The following is a 23,270-nucleotide window of genomic DNA, read 5'->3' as shown; positions in this document are numbered from 1 at the left end:
GGGGGCCGGGCACGGTGCCGGGGGAGGAGGCCGCCAGGCCCGCGGCTACATCGAAGGATGCAGCCGCACCTCGTCACCGGCGACGACGATCACGGCGCCCGCGGCGGCGACGCTGGAGGGGAGGGAGAGGAGCCCACCGTGATCGTCACGCTGATCGTCGTCTGCGAGATCGCCTTCTGGGTGCTGCTGGCCGCCGGTCTCGCGCTGCGCTACTGGGCGCGGATGCCGCGGGCGGGCCTGGCGGTGCTGCTGTGCGAGCCCCTGCTGGAGGTGCTGCTGTTCGTCGTCACCGCTATCGACCTCAAGAACGGCGCGGAGCCCGACTGGCGGCACGGTCTCGCCGCGGTCTACATCGGGTACACCGTCGCCCTCGGCCACGCCACGATCACGTGGGTCGACGTCCGCGTCGCCCACCGCTTCGCGGGCGGCCCGCCCCCGGCGAAGCCCGGGTACGGGACGCGGCGCGCGCTGCACGAGTGGCGCCTCGCCGGGCTCTGGACGCTGGCTTCGCTGATCGCCATGGCCCTGCTCCAGGCAGCGGTCTGGTACGTGGGCGACGACGGCTCGACCGGCTCCCTGCGGGCCTGGCAGCAGCGGATGCTCGTCGTGATCGCCGTCAACGTGGTCATCGCGCTGAGCTACACCCTGTTCCCGAAGAAGACCCCGGCCGACCGGGCCCGGGCGCGCTAGCGCTCGCCGCCCGGTACCCACAGCACGTCCCCGACCTCCTTGTTCGCCGTCCGCGCGAGGATGAACAGCAGGTCGGAGAGGCGGTTGAGGTACGTCGCGGTCAGCGGGTTCATCGTCTCGCCGTGCACCTCCAGCGCGGCCCAGGTGGAGCGCTCGGCCCGCCGCACCACCGTGCACGCCTGGTGCAGCAGCGCCGCCCCGGGCGTGCCGGCGGGCAGGATGAACGACCGCAGCTTCTCCAGCTCCGCGTTGAAGCGGTCGCAGTCCGCCTCCAGCTTGTCGACGTAGAACTGCTCCACGCGCAGCGGCGGGTACTGCGGGTCCGCCACGACCGGTGTCGACAGGTCGGCCCCGACGTCGAACAGGTCGTTCTGGACGCGGGTGAGGACCGTGACGACGTCCTCGCCGAGGTCGCCGAGGGCGATCGCGGTGCCGATCACCGCGTTGGCCTCGTTGGCGTCCGCGTAGGCCGAGATCCGCAGATCGGTCTTGGCGGTGCGGCTCATGTCGCCGAGGGCCGTGGTGCCCTTGTCTCCGGTACGGGTGTAGATGCGCGTCAGATTGACCATGCGGCCAGCGTAGTTAGGCTCCGGCCGTGCGGAAGACACGTGTGCCCACCGTCACGGTGAGCGCGGCGAAGAGCATGGCCGCCAGCGCCCCGTACAGCATGTGCGCCGTCGCGTACCGGCCGACGTACGCGTCCCGCATCGCGTCCACCAGGTAGCGCACCGGCATGACGTGCGAGAGCGCGTCCAGCCAGCCGGGGGCGAGCGCCATCGGCAGCATCAGTCCGGAGAGCAGCATCGTGGGCATGGTGACCGCGTTGACCACGGGTCCGAACTCCTGCGGGGTCCGGACCCGGAACGCGAGGGCGTACGACAGCGAGGCGAGCGAGACCGTCAGGAGCGCCACGAAGCCGAAGCCGATCAGCACCCCGGCCACCGGCGCCCGCAACCCCATCACCAGCGCGGCGAGCACCAGCAGCACCGCCTGGAAGAGGAAGAGCGCGGTGTCCCGCAGCACCCGCCCGAGCAGCAGCGCGAGGCGGCTGACCGGGGTGACGCACATCCGCTCGATGACGCCGCTGTGCTGCTCCAGGATGATGCCGAAACCGCTGAACGCGGCGCCGAACAGCCCGAGCTGGAGCAGCAGTCCGGGGACCAGGACCTGCCAGGAGCTGCCCGCCGCGCTCAGCGGCAGGCCGGTCAGGAGCGGGCCGAAGAAGAGCAGGTAGAGCAGCGGCATCAGGACGCCGAAGAGCATCTGGAACCGCGAGGAGAGGGTCTGCCGGGCATACCGCCCGAAGATCAGCAGCGTGTCGGAGGCCAGGTTCGTCATCGTGCTCACACCGCCACCGGGGCCGGGTCCGCGGCCGCGGGACCGCGACCGGTGATCGCCAGGAACGTGTCCTGGAGCGTCGCCCGCGCCGACCCGCCGTACGTGCGCTTCAGCGCGTCCGGGGTGCCCTCGGCGGCCACGGCGCCCCGGTCGACCACGACGATCCGGTCGGCGAGCGCGTCGGCCTCGTCGAGGTAGTGCGTGGTGAGGAAGACGGTCGTGCCGTGCCGGTCGCGCAGGTCGCGCACCAGCTCCCACAGGTCGGCGCGGCTGCCGGGGTCGAGCCCGGTCGTCGGCTCGTCGAGGAAGAGCACGGCCGGGCGGTGGGTGAGCCCCATGGCGAGGTCGAGGCGGCGCCGCTGGCCGCCGGAGAGCGCGCCGGTCCTGCGGTCCAGCAGTCCGGTGAGACCGAGGTCGGCGGCCAACTCGCGGGCCCGGGCCTGCGCCTGTGGCTTCGTCAGGCGGTAGAGGCGGCCCTGGGTGACCAGCTCCTCGCGGACGGAGACCGACGGGTCGACGCCGCCGGACTGGGCCACGTAGCCGACGGCGCCGCGCACCCCCGCCGGGTCGCCGGCCAGGTCGTGGCCCGCGACGGTGGCCGCGCCGCCGGTGGGCGGCAGCAGCGTCATGAGCATCCGCAGGGTCGTGGTCTTGCCCGCGCCGTTCGGGCCGAGGAAGCCGAGGATCTCGCCGGGCGCGACGCGCAGGTCGACACCGCGGACGGCCTCCACGGGGCCCTGCTTGGTCTGGAAGGTCCGGGCGAGCCCGGACGCGCTGATGACTGGCATACGGGCCAGAAAAACAGAGTCACTGAAATTTTGCAACGCCTCCAAAATTTCAGCGAGGCCAGTCACTGGCTAGGATCAGGTCATGGCAGAGGCACGTCCCGAAGGGCTCAGGGAGCGCAAGAAGCGGCAGACCCGGCAGTACATCTCGGATGTGGCGACCGGGCTCTTCCTGGACCGCGGCTTCGACGCGGTGACCGTCGCCGAGATCGCGGACGCCGCGGACGTCTCCGTGAACACGGTCTACAACTACTTCCCGGCCAAGGAGGACCTCTTCCTCGACCGCTCCAAGGGCGTCGTCGACCGGATGTCCCGCTGGGTGCGCGGCCGGGCGCCGGGCGAGTCGGCGGCCCGCGCCGTCCTGCGCGAGCTGCGCGAGGAGATCGAGGCCGTCTCCCCGCGCGTCGGGCTCATGGCGGGCTACAGCGACTTCATGCGTGTCGTGCACGCCGCCCCCGCGCTCCGCTCCCGCCTCTGGGCCATCCAGCAGGAGGTCCACGACAACCTCGCCGGGACGCTGCGCCAGGAGACCGGCGCCGCCGCGGACGACCCGCTGCCGGACCTGATCGCCGGTCAGATCGGCTGGGTGCACCAGACCGTCATGGCGACCATCGGGCGGCGCATGCTGGCGGGCGGCACCCCGGAGGCGGTCTCCCGCGAGATGCTCGACGTGCTCGACGCGACAGAGGAACTGCTGAGCGAAAAGGTGCTCAACTACGCCGTGCGCGGCGCCTGATGGCCACCGGCGGGCCCGTACCGGTGTGATGTCCGTCATTCGAGACGTGACGCGCATCTCTATGCGGTCACACGGCCCCTCACGAACGCTAGGGTCCGCAAAAGAGCAACGTAAACAGGGGTCCGCGCGGTATGTGGGTACGCGGTGAGAGGGAGTCGCACGTGGCAGGGAAGCTGGCCGTCATCGGAGCCGGTCTCATGGGATCCGGCATCGCCCAGGTCTCCGCGCAGGCGGGCTGGGACGTCGTCCTGCGGGACGTCACCGACGAAGCCCTCACGCGTGGGACCGACGGCATCAAGGCGTCGTACGACAAGTTCGTGAGCAAGGGCAAGCTGGAGGCCGGGGCGGCCGAGGCCGCGCTCGCCCGCATCACCACGACCACCGACCTCGACGCGGTCGCCGACGCCGACATCGTCGTCGAGGCCGTCTTCGAGAAGCTGGAGGTCAAGCACGAGATCTTCCGGACGCTCGACAAGATCGTGGGCGCCGGGACCGTGCTCGCCTCGAACACCTCCGCGATCCCGATCACCAAGATCGCGGCGGTCACCGAGCACCCCGAGCGCGTCGTCGGGGCGCACTTCTTCTCGCCGGTCCCGATGATGCAGCTCTGCGAACTCGTGCGCGGCCACAAGACGAGCGACGAAACCCTCGCCACCACCCGGGAGTTCGCCGAGTCGGTCGGCAAGACCTGCATCGTCGTCAACCGCGACGTGGCCGGCTTCGTCACCACCCGGCTCATCTCCGCCCTCGTCGTCGAGGCGGCGAAGCTCTACGAGTCGGGCGTCGCCACCGCCGAGGACATCGACACCGCCTGCAAGCTCGGCTTCGGCCACGCCATGGGACCGCTGGCCACCGCCGACCTCACGGGCGTCGACATCCTGCTGCACGCCACGGGCAACATCTACACCGAGTCCCAGGACGAGAAGTTCGCGCCCCCCGAGCTGATGCGCCGGATGGTCGACGCCGGTGACATCGGACGCAAGAGCGGGCAAGGCTTCTACAAGCACGCGTGACGCATGGCTGACGCGATGTCACCCGTCGGGGTGAATTCGGTATCGGTTCGCTCACAGACGGCAACTTCTGGCCCATTCGGCCAGTCAGTTGCAGTGACATACCCAGATCACCTGGATCACATGACCACCTGAGTACCCGAGTACTTCTGCCTTTCACGGGGAGCGCATATGCACATCAGGGGCGACCACGTCGAGCTGGTCGTCGGGGGCCGCCTCGACGTCCGCAGCGCGGCGGACGCCCGTACGGTCCTGCACACCGCCGTGGACGACGGTCTCGGCGACCTCGTGCTCGACCTTTCCGAACTCGACTCGTGGGACGCCACGGGGCTCGGCGTCATCATGGGCGCCCACCGGCGCGCCGGCCGCTGTGGACGCCGGCTCGTGCTGCGCGGGGTGCCGCCCCAGATGCAGCGCCTGCTCGTCGCGACCCGGCTCCACCGCATCCTGGCCATCGAGGGCGGCATCGGCGTCGAGTCGCTGCCCCGGGTGTGACCCCCTCCCGCGGCGCGCTGCCTTCGTGGATGAAGCAGGCGTTCCCCCAGGAAGTGCGCACAATCCTCACGAGACTGTGACGTCTCGGGCGGCGCGGGACCCCGAGTGTTCGTAGATACTGTGCGAAGGTCTAGGGTTCGGTCGCCCGCGGAATGTCGAACCCGCCACGCGGGGACCGGACCAGAAGCGACAGCGCAGTGTGCACAGGCCGGGAGGGGCAAGGGGCACCACGCTTTTGGGGGCTTTGACCATGGACCCGATGCACCAGGGACCGGAAGATTTCAGCCAGGACCGCCAGGACCGCCAGGACGACACGTCCGTGAGCGGCGGCCGCCCGCGCCCGGCGCGCGAGCCGTCCCCGAGCTCTCACCTCCCCTCGGGCAGGGGAGGCGCCGGCACGCCCGGCTTCAGCCAGCCGTCGCCCGCGCTCGCCCGCACCGCGCAGCTCGTCTCCGGCGACCACCTGCTGACCGTGAACCCCGTCGACGGCAGCGAGATCGAACCCTGCCCGCCCAGTGAGCGCCCCGGCCGCCCCGCCAAGCACGACGCAGCCGAGCGCGCCGAACTGGCCCGCGCGGCCCGGCCGCCGCTGCCGCCCGGGCCCGCACTGCCCCGGCTGCCGCTCCTGGAGCGCCAGGAGGAGCGCGAGCAGCTCACCCGGTCCCTGGCCCGCGGCCGCTCCGTCCGGCTCACCGGCCCCTCCGGCGCCGGGCGCACCGCGCTGTGCGACCAGATCGCCGAGGACTGCGCCGGCATCGCGCCCGACGGCGTGATCCGGCTCTCCGGACACCGGCGCACGGTGACCGACGTCCTGTACGACCTGTTCGGCGCCGTCTACCACGCCCCGCTGCACCGCCCCGACCGCGCCCTGCTGCTCGAACTGGTCCACGAGATCGGCGCCGTCGTCGTCCTCGACGACCTGGAGTTCGGCGGCGCCGCACTCGACGAACTCCTCGACGCGACACCCGAATGCGCCTACCTGCTGGCGGCGACGCCCGAGGTCCCCGCCCCGGCCGCCGACGCCCAGGTGGAGGAGGTCCTCCTCGGCGGGCTCGGCCGCGGCGGCAGCCTGGAGCTGCTGGAGCGGGCCGTCGGCCGCGTCCTCACCGACGACGAGGCGCAGTGGGCCGGCGACCTCTGGTTCGAGTCCGAGGGGCTGCCGCTGCGCTTCGCCCAGGCCGGCGCCCTGCTGCGCCAGCGCGACGTGCTCCGCGCCGCCCCCGACACCTTCGACGCGTTCGGCACCCACGAGGAGACCGGAGCCGATCCGGCCGACGTGCCCTACGGCCCCGAGGACGGCCAGGACGTCCCGCTGCCCTCCCTCGCCGACGGGGCCGCGCCCGCCGCGCTGCTCGCCTCCCGGCTCAGCGAGTCGGCCCGTACCACCCTGCGGTTCGCCGTCGCGCTCGGCGGCGAACTCCCGCACCAGGCGCACCTGCCCGCGCTCGTCGGGGACACGCACGCCGACGCGGCCCTCGCCGAGCTGGCCTCCTGCGCGCTCGTCACCGCGGTCGGCGGGCGCTACCGCCTCGCCTCCGGGGTGCAGATCCAGCTGGAGGCCGCGGGGTACGCCGACGACCTCGTCGAGCACGCCCGCGACGCCGCCCGGCACTACACCTGGTGGGCCGGGCACCCCTCGGTCGGCCCCGAGCGCGTCGCCGCCGAGTGCGACGCGCTGCTCGCCGCGCTCGCCGTGCTCGTCCCGGTGACGACACCGCCCGCCGAGGACGAGACCAGTCTCGCCGTCGAGCTGGCCCGCGCCGCCGCGCCCGCGTTCGCCGCGGGGCTCGCCTGGGGCGCCTGGGAGCGTGCGCTGCGCGCCGGGCAGGAAGCGGCCCGGCGGGCCGGAGACGTCCCCGAAGAGGCCTACTTCCACCACGAGTTGGGCATCCTCGCGCTGCTCGGCGGCCACCTCGACCGGGCCCGCGCCGAGCTGGAGGCCTCCATCGGGCTGCGCGGCGCGCTGGCCGACAAGCGGGGCACGATCGCCGGACGCCGGGCCCTCGCCCTGGTCGCGGACCGCTCCGGCGGCGCCGTGCCCTTCGAGCAGTTCCTCGGCGCCGAGGAGGTGCCGGAGGTGCCGGCGGCCGTGCACGAGGAGCGGGCGACGCCGCCCGCGGGCGTACCGGCCCCCTTCCCGCTGCTCGTGCCGCCGTACGAACCGGACACCGTGGTGACCCGGCGGCAGCCTCCCGTCCCGGCCCCGACGGTGGTCGGCGCCAAGGCGTCCACGCGCCGGTCGCTGCTCGGCGGGACCCGGCGCAATCTGGTCGCGGCCGGCGCGGGCGCGCTGCTCGTCGCCGTCCTCGGCACGGTCGTGACGCTCGGCGCCACGTCGGACAGTGACGATCCGTCGTCCGGCAAGGTCGGCACGGGCCCGTCGGCGACGGCGGGGGAGAGCGGCGGGGACGGCGGGGACACGGACGCCGATCCCGCCGAGCCGGGCGGGGGCACCAGCGGGGGCGGCGGAGCCGTGCCCGGGCCGACCGATCCGGGGGCGGACGGGATCGCGGGCACCGCGGACGATCCGACGCCGTCGGCGTCGTCGAGCGGGACCCCGTCGGACGGCCCGAGCGGATCGAAGGAGCCGGACGACCCGGCGACGTCGCCCGGCAAGTCGCCTTCGAAATCACCGACCAAGTCGCCCACCAAATCCCCGACCAAGTCAGCGACGCCGAGCGACCCCGACCCGAGCACGACTGAGCCGGACCCGGACCCCTCGACCACGACGCCGACCGATCCGTCCACGGGACCCGCGGTCCCTGACACCTCCGACTCGGCCAGCAGCCCGGTCACCGCGAGCATCTCGGGCTCCCCGGCCGCGAGCGGGCCGGACAGCAGCGCTCCCGTGATCTGACGGGGCGAGGAAGCCCGCACGCGACGGAGCCGCGCTCGCGTCCGCTCGGTCGATGAGCGGACGCGACCGCGGCTCCGTCGCCTCAGGGCTTCGGCGGGGTCAGAACAGGCGGAGCTTGTCGTCCTCGATGCCGCGCAGGGCGTTGTAGTCCAGCACCGCGCAGCCGATCCCGCGGTCCGTCGCCAGCACCCGCGCCTGCGGCTTGATCTCCTGGGCGGCGAAGACCCCGCGGACCGGCGCGAGATGCGGGTCGCGGTTCAACAGCTCCAGGTAGCGCGTCAGTTGCTCGACCCCGTCGATCTCACCGCGCCGCTTGATCTCCACCGCGACGGTCTGTCCCTCGGCGTCCCGGCACAGGATGTCGACCGGGCCGATCGCCGTCATGTACTCGCGGCGGATCAGCGTGTAGCCCTCGCCGAGCGTGTCGATCCGGTCGGCGAGCAGCTCCTGGAGGTGCGCTTCCACGCCGTCCTTGATGAGACCCGGGTCGACACCCAGCTCGTGCGAGGAGTCGTGCAGGATCTCCTCCATCGTGATGATGAGCTTCTCGCCCGCCTTGTTGATGACGGTCCACGTGCCGGCCTCGTCGCCGGTGCCCTCTTTGAGGGTGCACGGGGGCGACATCCAGTTGAGGGGCTTGTAGGCCCGGTCGTCCGCATGGATGGAGACGCTGCCGTCCGCCTTCACGAGGATCAGACGGGGGGCCGAGGGGAGATGGGCGGTGAGCCTGCCCGCGTAATCCACGGAGCAGCGGGCGATGACAAGACGCATGGTCGGCAACGCTACTCGACGCCCGCCGGTCCACGCGATTCGCCCGCCCTGAGCCCGCCCTGAGCCCGCCCCGCCCCGGCCGGCGCCGCGCACGGGACCCGGTGGTGCGTCCCATATATTCCGGAACTCACCCGTTCGATATTGGCCGGTTGTGTGCGAGTACAGCGCTGTACGCCCTGTTGCCGTCCCGTCGCGTTGCATACCGTAGAAGCAGGAGGTCGCGGCGCGTGCACGCTGCGTGTTCGGGAGCTGGTGCGCCCGTGGGCTCCTGGACTGTCCGTCAACCCCCGTTGCCACGGGGGTGCGAGAGGAGAACCCATGTCGCTCGACGTCTCACCGGCACTGTTGGAACAGGCCGAGCGAGGCGAGGTCGACGAAGCGGATTTCGTCGACTGCGTCCGGACCTCCCTGCCTTACGCGTGGGAGATGGTCAGCTCCCTGGTGGCCCAGCTGAAGGTCGACGGCGGAGAGTTCGCCGACAACCAGACGCCGCCGCCGGACGAGCAGGCACGGGGGCAACTGCTGCGCGCGCTCGCGAGTGACGCGATACGCGGCGCGCTCCAGCGGCACTTCGGTGTCCGGCTCGCGTTCCAGAACTGCCACCGGCTCGCGGTGTTCCCGCAGGACCCGGCGGTGGACGGCACGCTGGCCCGCTTCACCTCGGTCCGCAATCAGCTGCTCAACCAGTCACCCGAACTGCGTGACTGCTGACGGCTGAACCGCCATGCCCGTCGTCCCGTACGCGGGAGGTGCATGAGTACGGGGCGGCAGGCAGCACGGCCCGGGGCCGGTCCGGACCCGGTGCGGATCAGCCGAGTCGGGGCAGCACGTCGGTACCGAGCCGCCGCACGTTCTCCTCGGTCGCGGCGAGGTCGCCGGAGCCCTCCGCGAGGAGCGCGAAGCGCGTGATGCCGGTCCGCTCGGCGGTGGCGGCCAGCCGGTCCGCGCACACCCGCGGGGTGCCCACCGGGTGCAGCGCGCACAGCAGTTCGGTGTACGCGACCGGGTCCCGCATCGCCCGCGCCCGTCCGTCCACGGTGACATGGGCGTCGAGACCCTGCTTGAGCCAGCCCGGCATCGCCTTCAGGAGCGTCTCCTGGGCCTCCCCGCGCCTGTCGGCGACCTGGGCGACACCGGCGGCGACATGCGGCGCCCGGGCGATCTCGTCGCCCGTGCGGCCCGCCTCGCGGGCGCACCGCCGCCACGCGGCGACCATCTGGGCCTTCTCCTCGTCCCCGATGTGCATCCCGAGGAGCATGGGCAGCCCGCGCTCGGCGGCGAGCCGCACGCTCTTCGGCGACGTGCAGGCGACGACGACCTCGGGCCCCGCCGGGTCGGCCGCGCCGATCGCCTCCGCGGGGCGCGGCACGACCGCCACCTCACGGAAGGCGAACCGCTCGCCGTCGGCCGCCACCCGGGCCTCGCGCAGCCAGCGCAGCAGCAGGTCGAGGGAGTCGGGGAAGCCCCGCTCGTACGCCTCCAGGCCCGCCCCGAAGACCTCCAGGTCCACCCAGGGGCCGCCGCGCCCCACCCCCAGCGAGAACCGCCCGCCCGAGGTGAGGTGGAGCAGGGCCGCCTGCTCGCCCAGGGCCACCGGATGGACCGTCGGCAGCACGCTCACCGCCGTGCCGACCCGCAGGGTGCGGGTGCGGCCGAGGAGCAGGGCGGCCAGGGTGATCGCCGACGGGCACGTCCCGTACGGCACGAAGTGGTGCTCGGCGAGCCACACCGAGTCCAGGCCGGCCTCCTCGGCGACCTCCGCCGACCGCACCGCCCGGTGCAGCGCCTCCCCCTGGCCCTGGCCCGGGAACTGGGCCGCCAGGACAAACGTTCCTACACGCATCGCACTTCTGCCTTCCTTGGCGCCGACGCGGGCACTCCCCTGAAGGCAATAACGGCTGACAAGTGCCAAAGGCACGGCTTGGCATGAAGATTGGCAGATTTTCCGGAAACCTCAACAGGGCACCGGCAGGGCCCGGGTCAGCGGTACGCGGCGGGTACCCGCAGAGCCGCGGCGTACGCTGGACGGGAACCCCCACCCCGTACACACAGCCCGTGAGGTGAGCCGTGTCCCCGCGTCGCAACCGCCCCAAGGTCGGCGGACCGTCCGCAGAAAGCAGCGAGGACGAGGGGCGGCGCTACGGCGGCTTCCAGTCCACCGAGAGCTGGCAGGGCGAGGAGTGGTGCGTGCGCAACGTGGCGGGCGCGAGCGCGGCCGGCAAGACCTACCGCTGCCCCGGGTGCGACCAGGAGATCCCGTCCGGGGTCGCCCACGTCGTGGCCTGGCCGCAGTACGGCGGGGTGGACGACCGGCGGCACTGGCACAAGGCGTGCTGGAACGCGAAGGACCGCCGCACCACGAAGGTGCAGCGGTCCCGGGGCGCGCCGCGCTACTGAGGGCGGACGGGCCTACACGTCGCGGCTGTTCAGCGTGAGGAAGGCGCCGCCGAGCACCAGCGCGGTGGCCACGCCCATGATCCACAGCGGGTCCCAGCCGGACGGGCCCGAGGTGCCGCCGGCCACGGCGTTGTCGTAGAGCACGGCGAGCTGGCTGGGGATCGAGTACTCGAACAGGGCCTGCTGGAGGTCCTTGAGCGAGTCCGAGAACATGAACAGGGCGAGGACCAGCGGCAGCAGCACGACGCCGATCATGATGGTGACGGCGCCCGCCGAGTGCCGCACCAGCGTGCCGACGCCGAGCGCGAGCAGGCCGAGCAGCGCGACGAACAGGCCGACGCCGGCGGTCGCCTTGAACAGCTGCGCGCCGCCCGGCGAGCCGACGCCCAGGATGCCCATCTGCACGACGGCCACCACCGCGGCCAGGACCGTGGTCAGCACGAAGACCAGCGCGAAGAAGACGACGGCCTTGGCGGCCAGCACCCGGCTGCGGCTGGAACAGGCCGTCATCGTCGTGCGGATCATCCCGGTGCCGTACTCCGACGCGATGGTCAGGACGCCGAGCGTGATCACGCAGATCGTGCCGAGGAGCACCCCGAAGAAGCCGAAGCCGAGCACCTCGTCGGGCTCGGGCGTGGCGGCGGCGGACGAGGCGACGACCGCCGCCGAGGCCACGCCGATGCCGAGCATCAGCACGATCATCACGCCGAGCGTCCACATCGTCGAGCGCACCGAGCGGATCTTCGTCCACTCCGAGGCCAGCGCGTCGCCCAGGTGCGCCCGGCGCACCGGGATCGGCGAGGTGTACGTGCCGGGACCCGCCGGCCCGCCGGGCACCGCCGGGGGCTGCTGCGGAGCGGCGTAGGGCAGGGGCGGCGTGCTCATCGGGCGTCCTTGTCCATCGTCGGGGCCGCCGCGGCGGCGGGCGGCTGCGGCGCGGCCGGGGCCGCCGCGTACGGGTTCGGCACGGGGGCCGCGGGCGGCTGAGCCTGGGGCGGCGGCGGGGCGTACCAGCCGGGCTGTCCCTGACCGGCCACCGGCAGCGGCTGCGGCGGCAGCACACCCGGCGGCAGCGGCTGCTGGAAGCCCGCCAGCTGGTCGGTGGTCGAGCGGTAGTCGACGGCGCCCTGCGTCATCCGCATGTACGCCTCCTCCAGGGAGGCCTGGTGCGGGGAGAGCTCCCACAGCCGGACGTCCGCCCCGTGCGCCAGGTCGCTGATGCGCGGCAGCGGCAGGCCGGTGACCCGCAGCGCGCCGTCCGGCTCGGGCAGCACCTGGCCGCCGGCCTCGGTCAGCGCGGCGGTCAGCTTCTCGCGCTGCTGCGGCTCGGCGTCGGAGGTGCGGACCCGCGCGAAGTCGGCCGAGTTGTGCGAGATGAAGTCCTTGACGCTCATGTCGGCGAGGAGCTGGCCGCGCCCGATGACGATCAGGTGCTCCGCGGTCAGCGCCATCTCGCTCATCAGGTGCGAGGAGACGAAGACGGTGCGGCCCTCGGCGGCGAGCGTCTTCATCAGGTTCCGCACCCAGAGGATGCCCTCGGGGTCCAGGCCGTTGACCGGCTCGTCGAAGAGGAGCACCTGCGGGTCGCCGAGGAGCGCGGCGGCGATGCCCAGGCGCTGGCCCATGCCGAGCGAGAAGCCCTTCGAGCGCCGCCTGGCGACGTCCTGGAGGCCGACGACGCCCAGCACCTCGTCGACGCGGCGGGCCGGGATGCCGGCCAGCTGGGCCAGGCACAGCAGGTGGTTGCGGGCGGCCCGGCCGCCGTGCATCGCCTTCGCGTCGAGCAGGGCGCCGACCTGGCGGGGCGCGTTCGGCAGTTTGTCGTACGGGTGGCCGCCGATGGTCACGTGACCGCTGGTCGGCCGGTCGAGGCCGAGGATCATGCGCATCGTCGTCGACTTGCCCGACCCGTTCGGTCCGAGGAAGCCGGTCACGGCCCCCGGCCGCACCTGGAAGGAAAGGTTGTACACGGCCGTCTTGGCGCCGTAGCGCTTCGTCAGGCCGACTGCCTCGATCATTCTCCGCACCCATCGGAAGGTTCTGAAAGGTTCAGGACGTCGGGGCACACGCCCCCCATAAGAGGTAGGAGGATATCGGGGCGCTGACGGTTCCGGCCAAGAGTGGGTAAAGGGTCGGGCGGGGCCCCGGAGGGCCCCGGGACACCTCAGGCGTCACGCCTCTTGAGCAGTACGTAACCGACGAGCAGCGCCACCGCCACCCACACCAGCAGGATCGCGAGCCCGCCGTAGGGCCCGTACGGGGCGTCGTCGTCCGGCGGGGACACCACCTGCATGATCTTCAGGCCCGCCTGGTCGGGGAAGTACTGGGCGACCTTCTTCGTCGCCGAGACGTTGCCGAGGATCGGGGAGACCAGGAACAGGAACGGCATGAGGATGCCCAGCGCGAGCATGGGGGAGCGCAGGATCGCCGCGACGCCCATGGCGAACATCGCCATCAGCGTCATGTAGAGGGCCGCGCCGATGACCGCGCGCAGCACGTTCGGGGCGCCGAGGTCGGTCTTGTGGGAGCCGAGCATCAGCTGGCCGAGGAAGAACGCGGCGAAGCTGGTGACCAGCGCGACGCCGAGCGCGAGCAGCGAGGCGACCGCGACCTTGGAGAAGAGGAACGTGGCGCGCTGCGGGACCGCGGCGAGCGAGGTGCGGATCATGCCCGTGCTGTACTCGCTCGCCACCACCAGGACGCCGAAGACGACCAGCGCCAGCTGGCCGAGGGTCAGGCCGGCGAAGGCGGTGAAGGTCGGGTCGAAGGTCAGCTTGTCCTCGGTGGAGAGGTTCTTGAACTCGTTCTTCGACAGGGCGCTGATCAGCATGCCGAGGCCGACGGAGACGATCACGGCGAGGCCGAGCGTGAGCGCCGTCGAGTTCACCGACTTGATCTTGGTCCACTCGGAGCGGAGGACCTGGGCCGCGGCCATCTCAGGCCCCCTTCCTGTTGTCGCGCTGCTGCCAGTTCTCGCCCCAGCCCTGAGCGGGCGGCGGCGCCTGCGGAGCGGTGGAGGAGGGGCCCGAGTGGGCGTGGTACTCGACCGACTCGGCGGTCAGCTGCATGAAGGCCTCTTCGAGCGAGGCCTGCTGGGGGCTCAGCTCGTGCAGGACGAGCTGGTGTCCCGCGGCCAGCTCGCCGAGTTCCTCGGAGGAGTGGCCGTCGACCTCCAGCGTCCCGTTCCCGGCCTCCACCGCGGTGATCCCGGCCTCGTGCAGCACGTCCAGGAGGCGCTCGCGCTGGGGCGAGCGCAGCCGCACGTAGCTGCGGGAGTTCTGCCGGATGAAGTCCGCCATGGAGGTGTCGGCGAGGAGCCGGCCCTGGCCGATGACGACGAGGTGGTCGGCGGTGAGCGCCATCTCGCTCATGAGGTGCGAGGAGACGAAGACCGTGCGGCCGGCGGAGGCGAGGGACTTCATCAGGTTGCGGATCCAGTGGATGCCCTCGGGGTCGAGACCGTTGACCGGCTCGTCGAACATCAGGATCTGCGGGTCGCCGAGGAGCGCGCCCGCGATGCCGAGCCGCTGGCCCATGCCGAGCGAGAAGCCCTTCGCCTTCTTCTTGGCGACCGCGGTGAGGCCCACGGTGTCCAGGACCTCACCGACCCGGCCGCGGGGGATGCCGTTGGCCTGCGCCAGGCACAGCAGGTGGTTGTACGCGCTGCGGCCGCCGTGCATCGCCTTGGCGTCCAGGAGCGCCCCGATGTACTTCAGGGGGTCCTTCAGCTGCGCGTAGTGCTTGCCGTCGATGCGGACCGTGCCGGCGGACGGGTTGTCCAGGCCGAGCATCATCCGCATCGTGGTCGACTTGCCCGCCCCGTTCGGACCCAGGAACCCCGTCACGATGCCGGGCCGGACGGAGAAGGTCAGATTGTTGACGGCCGTCTTCTCGCCGTACCGCTTGGTCAGCCCCTCGAGCTCGATCATGCGGTCACCGTAGAACGGCCAGGAGCCCCTTGCCACCGATATGGGGCAAGGGGCTCCTGTACGGCCGGAGAACGTCAGCGGGACTGCTGCGCGGGCACCCCGCGCGAGATCGGCTCGTCCTCGGCCGGCGCACCGGCCGCGGCGACCGCGGCACCCGTGAGGGTCGCCAGCATCTCGCGCACGTTCGTCAGCTGGGCGTTGATCGAGTCGCGGCGGTTGGTCAGGGCGGCGAGCTCGCGCTCCGACTCGCTGCGGATACGGTCCGCCTTGGCGTTGGCGTCCGCCACGATGTCCTCGGCCTGGCGCTGGGCCGTCTCCACCGTCTGGCGGGCCCGGCGCTCGGCGTCGGTGCGCAGCTTCTCGGCCTCCAGGCGCAGCTGCTCCGCCCGGTGCTCGATCTCCGCGAGCCGCTTCTCGGCCTTGGCCTGACGGGACGCCAGGTCCCGCTCGGACTGCTCGCGGCGCTTGGCCAGGTTGGTCTCGAAGTCGGCGGCGGCCTGCGCGGCCTTGGCACGGGTCTCCTCGAAGAGGGCGTCGGCCTCCTCGCGCTTCTGCTGCGCGTCCTTCTGCGCCTCGGAACGCAGCTGGGCCGACTCGCCCTTGGCCTTCTCGACGATCCGGACGCCCTCGTCCTCGGCCTTGGACTTGCGCTCGGCGGCGAAGGACTCCGCGTCGTTCCGCACCTGCTGGGCCGCGGACTCGGCGAGCTCACGGTGCTGCTCGGCGGCCCGGCGGGCCTCCTCGCGCAGGTCCTTCGCCTCCTCCTCGGCGAGGCGGAGGATCTTCTCGACGCGCGCGCCGAGGCCGGCGTACGACGGCTCCGCGTCGTTCACCTGCGCCTGTGCGTTCTGCGTCTCGAGGTGGAGTTCCTCGATGCGCTTTTCCAGAGCAGTGATTCGGGCCAGAGCGCTGTCACGGTCGGAGACGAGCTTCGAGATGCGTTCGTCCACCTGAGCGCGGTCGTACCCACGCCGCACAAGCTCGAAGCCGTAGGGGGAAGTGTCGCTCATGGGGTTCCTGTCGAATGAGACCGGTGAGGTGATAGAGGGAATCCTAGGGGTCGAAGCGGCGTGTCATCGAGCAGATGCCGGTTTGATCTGGAGAATGACACTCCTTTTGAGTGGCGTAACGGCGGAGTGCTTGCCAGGGGACGGGTCGAAGGTCCGTGCGAAGCATGACGATCGGCCTCCTGGCTACCCCTCTGACCCCTTGCCACTCGAACGGGTGGCCCCCGCCGCGGCGCCCGCCTTGACGCCGCTGTCCTTGCCCCCGCCGCCGGCCGGCGTCTCGAAGGATTCCAACGCCTCCAGCACGTCCTGGACACGGGAGATCTCGGCATTGATGTCGGAGCGGCGCCGGACCAGCACGTCGAGCTCGCGCTGACCCTTCTCGATCATGGCCGTGGACTCCGCCTCGGCGTCCGCCCTGATCTTCTCCGCCTCGCGGGAGAGCTCGGCCTTCTTCGTCTCGGCCTCCTTGAGGAGCCCCTCGGCCTTCTTCACCGCCGCGATACGGACCTTGCCGGCCTCCGACTCGGCGTCGTCGAGCAGCTCCTTGGCCTTGGCCTGCGCCTCGGCGAGCTGCTCCTCGGCGGCCTTGACCAGGGCGTCGCACCGCTCGCCCGCGTTCTTCATGGCCTCCGCCGACTCGCGCCTGGCCCGCTCGTGCAGCTCCTCGATCTCGCTCGTCATGCGGTCGCGCAGCTCCTCGGCGCGCTCCCGGATCTGCGTCGCGTCCCGGCGGGCGCCGACCAGCAGCTCGTCCGCGTCCGTCCGGGCCTTCTCCACCCGGGCGTTGCCCTCGACCGTGCCCTCGGAGACGAGCCGCTCGGCCTCCTTGCGGGCCGCGCCGACCATGCTGTCCGCCTGCGCCTCGGCGTCGGCGGTCGTCTTCTGCGCCGCCTCCTGCGCCTCGCGGGTCAGCTTGTCCGCCTCCACGGTGGACTCCGTGATGAGGGTGTCGACCTGCTCCGCGGCCTCCGTACGCCGCTTGTTGGCGTCCTTGCGCGCCTCGTCCAGGGTGCGCTCGGCCTCCTCGCGCGCCGCCGACGTCACCCGCTCCGCCTCGGCGGCCGCCTCCGCCTTGACCCGCTCGGCGTCGCTGCGGATCTTCTCCGCGTGCTGCTGCGCGGAGCCGACCGTCTCGGCGGCCTCGGCCCGCAGCCGCTCCGCGTCACCGGTCGCGTCCGCGATCAGCTTCTCGGCGCCGGCGACGGCCTCGGCCCGCACCCGCTCGGCCTCGGTCCGGGTCCGCTCGGTCAGCTGCTCGGCCGCCGCCGTCGACTCGGCGCGCAGCCGCTCGGCCTCGGTCGTCGCGGCCGCGACCAGCTCCTCGGCCTTCGCGGTCGACTCGGCGCGCACGCGCTCCGCCTCCGCGTTCGTCTCCGTCGTCAGCCGCTCGGCCTCGGCCGCGGCCTCCGTGATCAGCGAGTCGACCTGCGCGGCCGCCTCGGACCTGATCCGGTTCGCGTCCTCGCGGGCGTCCGCCCGGGTCCGGGACGCGTCCTGGTCGGCGCCGGCCCGCAGGTCGGACACCTCGGTGCGGACCCGCTGGGCATGCTCGGAGGCCTCCGTGCGCAGCCGCTCCGACTCCGCGATGGCCTCGGCGACCGTGCGCTCCGCGAGGGTCTTCGCCGCCTCCGACTCGGCGTTCGCCTCGCCGCGGACCCGGGTGGCGTCCTCGGTGGCGCGCTCCCGCTCCGCGTAGGCGTCGGCGCGGACCCGGTCGGCCTCCTCCTGCGCCTCCTGCTTCGTGCGCTCCGCCGCGTGCTCGGCGGCGCTGCGCAGCCCGGAGATCTCCTCCTGCGCCTGCTCCTGGAGCCCGGCCACCGAGTCGCGGACCTGCTGGGCGGTCTGCTCGGCCGCCGCCACCATCTCGGTGGCCCGGCGGTCCGCCTCCTCGACCAGCCGGACGGCCTCCGCCTGCGCCTCCTCGACGCGGGCCCGGGCCACGGCGAGCAGCTCCTCGCTCTGCTCACGGGCCCGCTCGCGCTCCTGGTCGGCCTCCTGGCGCGCGCTGCCGAGCGTCTCCTCGGCCTCGCGGCGGCGCCGGCCGGCCTCCTCCTGCGCGGCGGACAGCGTCTCCGCGGCCTCCGTGGCGATGCGCTCCGCCGCGTTCTGCGCCTCGGAGCGGATGCGGTCGGCGGACTCCTGCGCCTCCGTCTTGAGCCGCTCGGCCTCGGCGGCGGCCTCGGACCGCAGCCGTACCGCGACGGTCTCCGCCTCGGAGCGGGACGCCGAGGCGTCCGCCGCGGCCTCCGTGCGCAGCCGCTCGGCCTCCGCCTCGGCCTGCGCCTGCACCGTGCGCACGCGCTCGACCGCCTCGGTCCGCAGCCGCTCGCCCTCGTCGGCCGCCTCCTTGCGCAGCCGCTCGGCCTCGGCGCGCGCGTCCGACAGCGCCGTCTCGGCGGTGGTCAGCCGCTCCTCGGCCTCCGTGTGCAGCCGGGACAGCTCCGCGGCCGCCTCGTCCTGCCGGGCCGCTATGGCGCGCTCGGTCTCGTCCTTCAGCTCCTGCGCGGCGCGCTCGGCCTCGGCACGGGTGGTCTCCGCCTGCTCGTCGGCCTCGGTGCGGTACTGATCGGCCTCCGCGCGCGTGCGCTCCAGCGTCTCCTCGGCCTGCTTGCGCAGCGCGGTGGCCCGCTCGATGGCCTCGGTGCGCACCCGCTCGCTCTCGGCGGTCGCCGCGGTCCGCAGCTCGTCGCCGTCCGCACGCGCCTTGCCCAGCAGCTCCTCGGCCGTCCTGGCCGACTCCTCGATCTGCTGGACGGCCTCGCGGCGGGCCTCGGCCCGGATCCGCTCGCCCTCCTCGACCGCCTCGGCGCGCAGCTGCTCGGCCTCGCCGCGCAGCCGCCGGGCCTCCTCCTGAAGCTCGACGGTCTTGGCGCGGTACTCCTTGGTGTCGTCCTTCGCGGTGCCCTTGAGCTGCTCCGCGATGTCGTGCGCCTCGGCGCGCAGCCGGTCCGCGGCCGCCTCGGCCTCGGCGCGGATCCGCTCGGCCTCCTCGGTGGCGGCCTTCGTGGTCGACTTCGCTTCCTCGGACGCCTTGTTCAGGACGTCCTCGGCGGTCCTGGCGGCCTTCGCCAGCTCGCCCGCGGTCTCCTCGGCCGTCGCCGTACGGGCCTTCTCCTTGGCCTCCGCGATCAGCTGCTCGGCCTCGGCGCGGGCGGTGGCGACGATCTGCTCGGCCTCGGACCTGGTGGCCTCGGCCTCCTTGGTCGCCTCCCCGACGAGGCGGGCCACCTGCTCCTTGGCGGTGCGGGTGCGCTGCTCGTTCGTCGACTCGGCGCTCGCCAGCTGCTTGGCGGCGGCCTCCTTGGCCTCGCTCAGCACCTTGTCGGCCTCGGCGCGGGCCTCGCGCAGCGCCGTGTCGGCCTCGCTGATGCGCTGCTCGGCGGCGCGGCTCAGCTCGGTGGCCTGGCGGCGGGCGGCGTCCGACTCGGCCGTCGTCGACGAGCGCAGCTGCTCGGCGTGGTCGGTGGCCTCCTGGGCCTGCGTCGACGCCGCGTTCAGCAGCCGCTCGGCGTCCTGGCGGGCGCGGGCCAGGATGGCCTGCGCCTGGGCGCTCGCGTTCTCCGCCTCGTCGGTGAGCCGGCGGCGGGCCTCCGCGGCGACCCGCTCGGCCTCGGCGCGGGCGGCGGCCAGCGCCTGGTCGGCCTCGGAGCGCGACTCGTCGAGCAGCCGGCGGGCCTGCTGCTCGGTGCGGGAGCGCAGCTGCTCGGCCCACTGCACGTTCTCGTTGACGTGGTTCTCGACCGTGCGGCGGCGCTCGGCCAGCTCCTGGTCGAGCTGCTGGCGGCGGTTGACCGCCTCCGCGTGCAACTCCGCCTGCAACCGGGACTGCTGCTCGGCGTGCTCCTGGAGGATGCGCTGGGTCTGCGCGCGGGCCTCCCGCAGCTCCCGCTCGGCATCCGCGCGCAGCTGCTCGGCCTGGATCTGGGCATTGCGGAGCAGCTGCTCGGCCTGGTAGCCGATGTCCGCCCCGTCATAGGCAGGCCGGGTCGCGAGGCTGCGCCGCGCCTCGTGCAACTTGGCGCGCAACACCTCCACCTGGTAGCCCAGGTCCTCGGCGTGCTGGACGGCCTTCTCCCGCTCGGTCTTCAGCCGGTCCATCTCGGCCTCGAACCGCGAGAGATGGTCGGTCTCAGCCGGCTTGTGGCCGTCCTGGCTCTCGTAGCCCCGCACTGCGCGGTCCCATCCGTCCCCTGGTCGCAAGTACTTCCTTACGAGCCCCGTCCGTCCGCCGGACGGGGGCTCCCGGGGAATGGTGTCAGATCGAGAACGGCGGCGCCCCGGGCTTGCTTGCGCGCAGCCCGAACCGCCCCGACCCTCGTCCCCCGATACCCGGACCCCGGCCCACGGCTGCCCCGTCGTCCCGCTTGCACGCGACAGCCGCCCCTTAACCCTACCGGCCCAAGTATGTGGAGGTCAGTGCTCCGCCGTCTCCTGAGGGGCGGCGGTGACGAGTTCGGTCAGTACTCCGTGGCAGTCCTTGGGGTGCAGGAACGTGATGCGCGACCCCATCGACCCCCGTCGCGGCTCGTCGTACAGGACGCGTACGCCCTTGCCCCGGACGTCCGCGGCGTCCGCGTCGACGTCCGGGGTGCCGAAGGCGATGTGGTGCACCCCCTCACCGTTCTTGGCCAGCCACTTGCCCACCGCGGAGTCCTCGCGGGTGGGTTCGAGCAGCTGGAGGTAGGAGGCGCCCCCGTCGCTCGTCTCGTTGATCTTGAGCATGGCCTCGCGCACGCCCTGCTCCTCGTTGACCTCGGTGTGGAACACCTCGAAGCCGTACGTGGCCCGGTAGAACTCGACGGTCGTGTCGAGGTCGTGACAGGCGATCCCGATGTGGTCGATTCGCGTCAGCATGCTGTAAGTGCAGCGCGGTCCGCGACGGTTACGCAACGTGCGCGCGATCACACCGGCGGGGCGATGACGAGCGGCTTACCGCTCAGTACATTCGGGTAAACCCTCGTTCACTCCCTCCTCCCTCAAGGGGCCGTGCCTCATGTCTGGAACGACCGGTACCACCTCAGTGATCGTCGCGGGCGCCCGCACGCCCATGGGCCGCCTGCTCGGCTCGCTCAAGTCCTTCTCCGGGGCCGACCTCGGCGGGTTCGCGATCAAGGCCGCCCTCGACCGTGCGGGGATCGACGGCGGCCAGGTGCAGTACGTGATCATGGGCCAGGTGCTGCAGGCCGGAGCGGGGCAGATCCCGGCGCGCCAGGCCGCCGTCAAGGCGGGCATCCCGATGAACGTGCCGGCGCTGACGATCAACAAGGTCTGCCTCTCGGGCCTCGACGCGATCGCCCTCGCCGACCAGCTGATCCGCGCGGGTGAGTTCGACGTCGTCGTCGCGGGCGGCCAGGAGTCCATGACGAACGCCCCGCACCTGCTCCCCAAGTCCCGCGAGGGCTACAAGTACGGCGCCGTCGAGATGCTCGACGCGATGGCGTACGACGGCCTGACGGACTCCTTCGAGTCCATCCCCATGGGCGCCTCGACGGAGAAGCACAACACCCGTCTGGGCATCGCCCGCCCCGAGCAGGACGAGATCGCCGCCCTCTCCCACCAGCGGGCCGCCGCCGCGCAGAAGAACGGCCTGTACGACGCCGAGATCACGCCCGTCGAGATCCCGCAGCGCAAGGGCGAGCCGGTCCTCTTTGACACGGACGAGGGCATCCGGCCCGAGACGACCGCCGAGTCGCTCGGCAAGCTGCGCCCGGCCTTCGCCAAGGACGGCACGATCACCGCCGGCACCTCCTCGCAGATCTCCGACGGCGCCGCCGCCGTCGTCGTCATGAGCAAGGCAAAGGCGGAGGAACTCGGCCTGGAGTGGATCGCCGAGATCGGCGCGCACGGGAACGTGGCGGGCCCGGACAACTCGCTGCAGTCCCAGCCCTCGAACGCCATCCGCCACGCCCTGGACAAGGAGGGCCTGGCGGTCGGTGATCTCGACCTGATCGAGATCAACGAGGCGTTCGCGGCCGTCGCGGTGCAGTCGATGAAGGACCTCGGCGTCTCCGCCGACAAGGTGAACGTCAACGGCGGCGCGATCGCGCTCGGTCACCCGATCGGGATGTCCGGCGCCCGGATCGTCCTCCACCTCGCCCTGGAGCTGCAGCGGCGCGGCGGCGGCGTCGGCGCGGCCGCCCTGTGCGGCGGCGGCGGCCAGGGCGACGCCCTCGTCGTGCGGGTCCCCAAGGCTTAGTCGAGGCCGATGTACGGTCTGAGTGAACGGAGCAGTGATGCAGGACGTCCCCACGCTGGTCGCCCAGGCGAGGGAGGGCAGGCCACGCGCCGTGGCCCGGCTGATCTCGCTGGTGGAGGGGGCGTCCCCGCAGCTGCGCGAGGTCATGGCCGCGCTCGCGCCGCTGACCGGCAACGCGTACGTGGTCGGGCTCACCGGCTCGCCCGGCGTCGGCAAGTCCACCTCCACGTCGGCGCTGGTCAGCGCCTACCGGCGGGCCGGGAAGCGGGTCGGGGTGCTGGCCGTCGACCCGTCCTCGCCGTTCAGCGGGGGCGCCCTGCTGGGCGACCGGGTGCGGATGTCGGACCACGCCTCCGACCCGGGCGTCTACATCCGCTCGATGGCCACCCGCGGCCACCTCGGCGGCCTCGCCTGGGCCGCGCCCCAGGCGATCCGGGTCCTGGACGCGGCCGGCTGCGACGTCGTCCTGGTGGAGACGGTGGGCGTCGGCCAGTCCGAGGTGGAGATCGCCTCCCAGGCCGACACCAGCGTCGTCCTGCTCGCCCCCGGCATGGGCGACGGCATCCAGGCGGCCAAGGCCGGAATCCTGGAGATCGGCGACGTGTACGTGGTCAACAAGGCCGACCGGGACGGCGCCGACGCCACCGCGCGCGAGCTGAACCACATGCTCGGCCTGGGCGAGGCGCGGGCCCCGGGCGACTGGCGCCCGCCGATCGTCAAGACCGTCGCGGCGCGCGGCGAGGGCGTCGACGAGGTCGTGGAGGCGCTGGAGAAGCACCGGGCGTGGATGGAGGAGCGCGGGGTGCTGGCCGAGCGCCGGGCCGCCCGGGCCGCCCGCGAGGTCGAGACGATCGCGGTGACCGCGCTGCGCGAGCGGATCGGCGACCTGTCCGGCGACCGGCGGCTCGGAGCGCTGGCCGAGCGGATCGTGGCCGGGGCGCTCGACCCCTACCGGGCCGCGGACGAACTGGTCGAGGGCCTCACCGGGAACTGAGCGCGCGGGCGCCCCGCGGCCTTCTGCTGCGTTCCCCGGGCGCCCCGCGGCCCTCTTCTGCG

21 protein-coding genes are annotated in these 23,270 nt (G+C 72.8%); 9 read left to right on the top strand and 12 right to left on the bottom strand.

What is annotated here, in order from left to right; genetic code table 11:
• Window positions 1-138 precede the first annotated feature (138 nt).
• Complete coding sequence (locus ACIBW6_RS33245; protein WP_399066336.1) at window positions 139-690, top strand: hypothetical protein; 552 nt, start codon at window positions 139-141, stop codon at window positions 688-690.
• Here ACIBW6_RS33245 and ACIBW6_RS33240 read toward each other — a convergent pair.
• From ACIBW6_RS33240 to ACIBW6_RS33230, 3 genes are read right to left on the bottom strand one after another with little or no spacing between them, the layout of a single operon-like run.
• Window positions 687-1,259 carry a cob(I)yrinic acid a,c-diamide adenosyltransferase gene (locus ACIBW6_RS33240; protein WP_399066333.1) on the bottom strand — a complete coding sequence of 191 codons (573 nt, stop codon included), beginning with the start codon at window positions 1,257-1,259 and terminating at the stop codon, window positions 687-689. The genes ACIBW6_RS33245 and ACIBW6_RS33240 overlap by 4 nt on opposite strands.
• Before the next feature lie 13 nt (window positions 1,260-1,272).
• Window positions 1,273-2,028, bottom strand: coding sequence for an ABC transporter permease (locus tag ACIBW6_RS33235; RefSeq protein ID WP_399066395.1), 756 nt, complete (start codon window positions 2,026-2,028; stop codon window positions 1,273-1,275).
• 5 nt (window positions 2,029-2,033) lie between these two features.
• On the bottom strand, window positions 2,034-2,816 hold the full coding sequence (locus ACIBW6_RS33230; RefSeq protein ID WP_399066330.1) for an ABC transporter ATP-binding protein: 783 nt from the start codon (window positions 2,814-2,816) through the stop codon (window positions 2,034-2,036).
• A gap of 82 nt (window positions 2,817-2,898) precedes the next feature.
• Here ACIBW6_RS33230 and ACIBW6_RS33225 point away from each other — a divergent pair, with 82 nt between their 5' ends.
• The 4 genes from ACIBW6_RS33225 to ACIBW6_RS33210 all read left to right on the top strand — a co-directional run bounded on the left by ACIBW6_RS33225 (window position 2,899) and on the right by ACIBW6_RS33210 (window position 7,911).
• Window positions 2,899-3,549 carry a TetR/AcrR family transcriptional regulator gene (locus ACIBW6_RS33225; protein WP_399066328.1) on the top strand — a complete coding sequence of 217 codons (651 nt, stop codon included), beginning with the start codon at window positions 2,899-2,901 and terminating at the stop codon, window positions 3,547-3,549.
• Window positions 3,550-3,710: 161 nt separating this feature from the next.
• On the top strand, window positions 3,711-4,562 hold the full coding sequence (locus ACIBW6_RS33220) for a 3-hydroxyacyl-CoA dehydrogenase family protein (RefSeq protein ID WP_399066326.1): 852 nt from the start codon (window positions 3,711-3,713) through the stop codon (window positions 4,560-4,562).
• Window positions 4,563-4,730: 168 nt separating this feature from the next.
• Complete coding sequence (locus ACIBW6_RS33215) at window positions 4,731-5,054, top strand: STAS domain-containing protein (RefSeq protein ID WP_399066324.1); 324 nt, start codon at window positions 4,731-4,733, stop codon at window positions 5,052-5,054.
• A gap of 250 nt (window positions 5,055-5,304) precedes the next feature.
• Window positions 5,305-7,911: an ATP-binding protein gene (locus ACIBW6_RS33210; protein ID WP_399066322.1), complete on the top strand. Its 2,607-nt coding sequence runs from the start codon at window positions 5,305-5,307 to the stop codon at window positions 7,909-7,911.
• Between the two features lie 99 nt (window positions 7,912-8,010).
• On the opposite strand, the gene nucS is transcribed toward ACIBW6_RS33210, so the two are convergent.
• Window positions 8,011-8,682, bottom strand: a complete 672-nt coding sequence (nucS, locus tag ACIBW6_RS33205; RefSeq protein ID WP_399066320.1) for an endonuclease NucS — start codon at window positions 8,680-8,682, stop codon at window positions 8,011-8,013.
• Between the two features lie 318 nt (window positions 8,683-9,000).
• On the opposite strand from nucS, the gene ACIBW6_RS33200 reads away from it, so the two are divergent.
• Complete coding sequence (locus ACIBW6_RS33200) at window positions 9,001-9,393, top strand: SCO5389 family protein (protein WP_399066319.1); 393 nt, start codon at window positions 9,001-9,003, stop codon at window positions 9,391-9,393.
• Window positions 9,394-9,490: 97 nt separating this feature from the next.
• Here ACIBW6_RS33200 and ACIBW6_RS33195 read toward each other — a convergent pair whose 3' ends face one another.
• Window positions 9,491-10,525, bottom strand: coding sequence for an LLM class flavin-dependent oxidoreductase (locus ACIBW6_RS33195; protein ID WP_399066317.1), 1,035 nt, complete (start codon window positions 10,523-10,525; stop codon window positions 9,491-9,493).
• A gap of 224 nt (window positions 10,526-10,749) precedes the next feature.
• Between ACIBW6_RS33195 and ACIBW6_RS33190 the strand changes: the two genes are divergently transcribed.
• Window positions 10,750-11,079 (top strand): ATP/GTP-binding protein, encoded by a 330-nt coding sequence (locus ACIBW6_RS33190; protein ID WP_399066315.1) that lies wholly within the window; start codon window positions 10,750-10,752, stop codon window positions 11,077-11,079.
• A gap of 12 nt (window positions 11,080-11,091) precedes the next feature.
• On the opposite strand, the gene ACIBW6_RS33185 is transcribed toward ACIBW6_RS33190, so the two are convergent.
• The 7 genes from ACIBW6_RS33185 to mce all read right to left on the bottom strand — a co-directional run bounded on the left by ACIBW6_RS33185 (window position 11,092) and on the right by mce (window position 20,872).
• Window positions 11,092-11,964 carry an ABC transporter permease gene (locus ACIBW6_RS33185; RefSeq protein ID WP_399066313.1) on the bottom strand — a complete coding sequence of 291 codons (873 nt, stop codon included), beginning with the start codon at window positions 11,962-11,964 and terminating at the stop codon, window positions 11,092-11,094.
• Window positions 11,961-13,097 carry an ABC transporter ATP-binding protein gene (locus tag ACIBW6_RS33180; protein ID WP_399066311.1) on the bottom strand — a complete coding sequence of 379 codons (1,137 nt, stop codon included), beginning with the start codon at window positions 13,095-13,097 and terminating at the stop codon, window positions 11,961-11,963. Before ACIBW6_RS33180 ends, ACIBW6_RS33185 begins: the two co-directional genes overlap by 4 nt.
• A 146-nt stretch (window positions 13,098-13,243) precedes the next feature.
• On the bottom strand, window positions 13,244-14,014 hold the full coding sequence (locus ACIBW6_RS33175; RefSeq protein ID WP_399066309.1) for an ABC transporter permease subunit: 771 nt from the start codon (window positions 14,012-14,014) through the stop codon (window positions 13,244-13,246).
• 1 nt (window position 14,015) lies between these two features.
• Window positions 14,016-15,008 (bottom strand): ABC transporter ATP-binding protein, encoded by a 993-nt coding sequence (locus ACIBW6_RS33170; RefSeq protein ID WP_399066307.1) that lies wholly within the window; start codon window positions 15,006-15,008, stop codon window positions 14,016-14,018.
• 74 nt (window positions 15,009-15,082) lie between these two features.
• On the bottom strand, window positions 15,083-16,018 hold the full coding sequence (locus tag ACIBW6_RS33165) for a cellulose-binding protein (RefSeq protein ID WP_399066305.1): 936 nt from the start codon (window positions 16,016-16,018) through the stop codon (window positions 15,083-15,085).
• A 183-nt stretch (window positions 16,019-16,201) separates the two neighbouring features.
• The gene (scy, locus tag ACIBW6_RS33160) at window positions 16,202-20,188 is read right to left on the bottom strand and encodes a polarized growth protein Scy (protein ID WP_399066303.1); all 3,987 of its coding nucleotides are present in this window, start codon (window positions 20,186-20,188) and stop codon (window positions 16,202-16,204) included.
• A gap of 243 nt (window positions 20,189-20,431) precedes the next feature.
• Complete coding sequence (gene mce, locus ACIBW6_RS33155; protein ID WP_399066301.1) at window positions 20,432-20,872, bottom strand: methylmalonyl-CoA epimerase; 441 nt, start codon at window positions 20,870-20,872, stop codon at window positions 20,432-20,434.
• 139 nt (window positions 20,873-21,011) lie between these two features.
• On the opposite strand from mce, the gene ACIBW6_RS33150 reads away from it, so the two are divergent.
• Window positions 21,012-22,214 (top strand): acetyl-CoA C-acetyltransferase, encoded by a 1,203-nt coding sequence (locus ACIBW6_RS33150; protein WP_399066299.1) that lies wholly within the window; start codon window positions 21,012-21,014, stop codon window positions 22,212-22,214.
• A gap of 37 nt (window positions 22,215-22,251) precedes the next feature.
• Entirely contained in the window at window positions 22,252-23,208 is a 957-nt protein-coding gene (gene meaB, locus ACIBW6_RS33145) for a methylmalonyl Co-A mutase-associated GTPase MeaB (RefSeq protein ID WP_399066297.1), read from the top strand.
• The last annotated feature ends 62 nt before the right edge of the window (window positions 23,209-23,270 follow it).

The organism is Streptomyces sp. NPDC049813, from assembly GCF_044465085.1.
In the GTDB taxonomy this organism is placed as follows: Bacteria; Actinomycetota; Actinomycetes; order Streptomycetales; family Streptomycetaceae; genus Streptomyces.
This window is presented reverse-complemented; position numbering and strand designations above follow the sequence as displayed.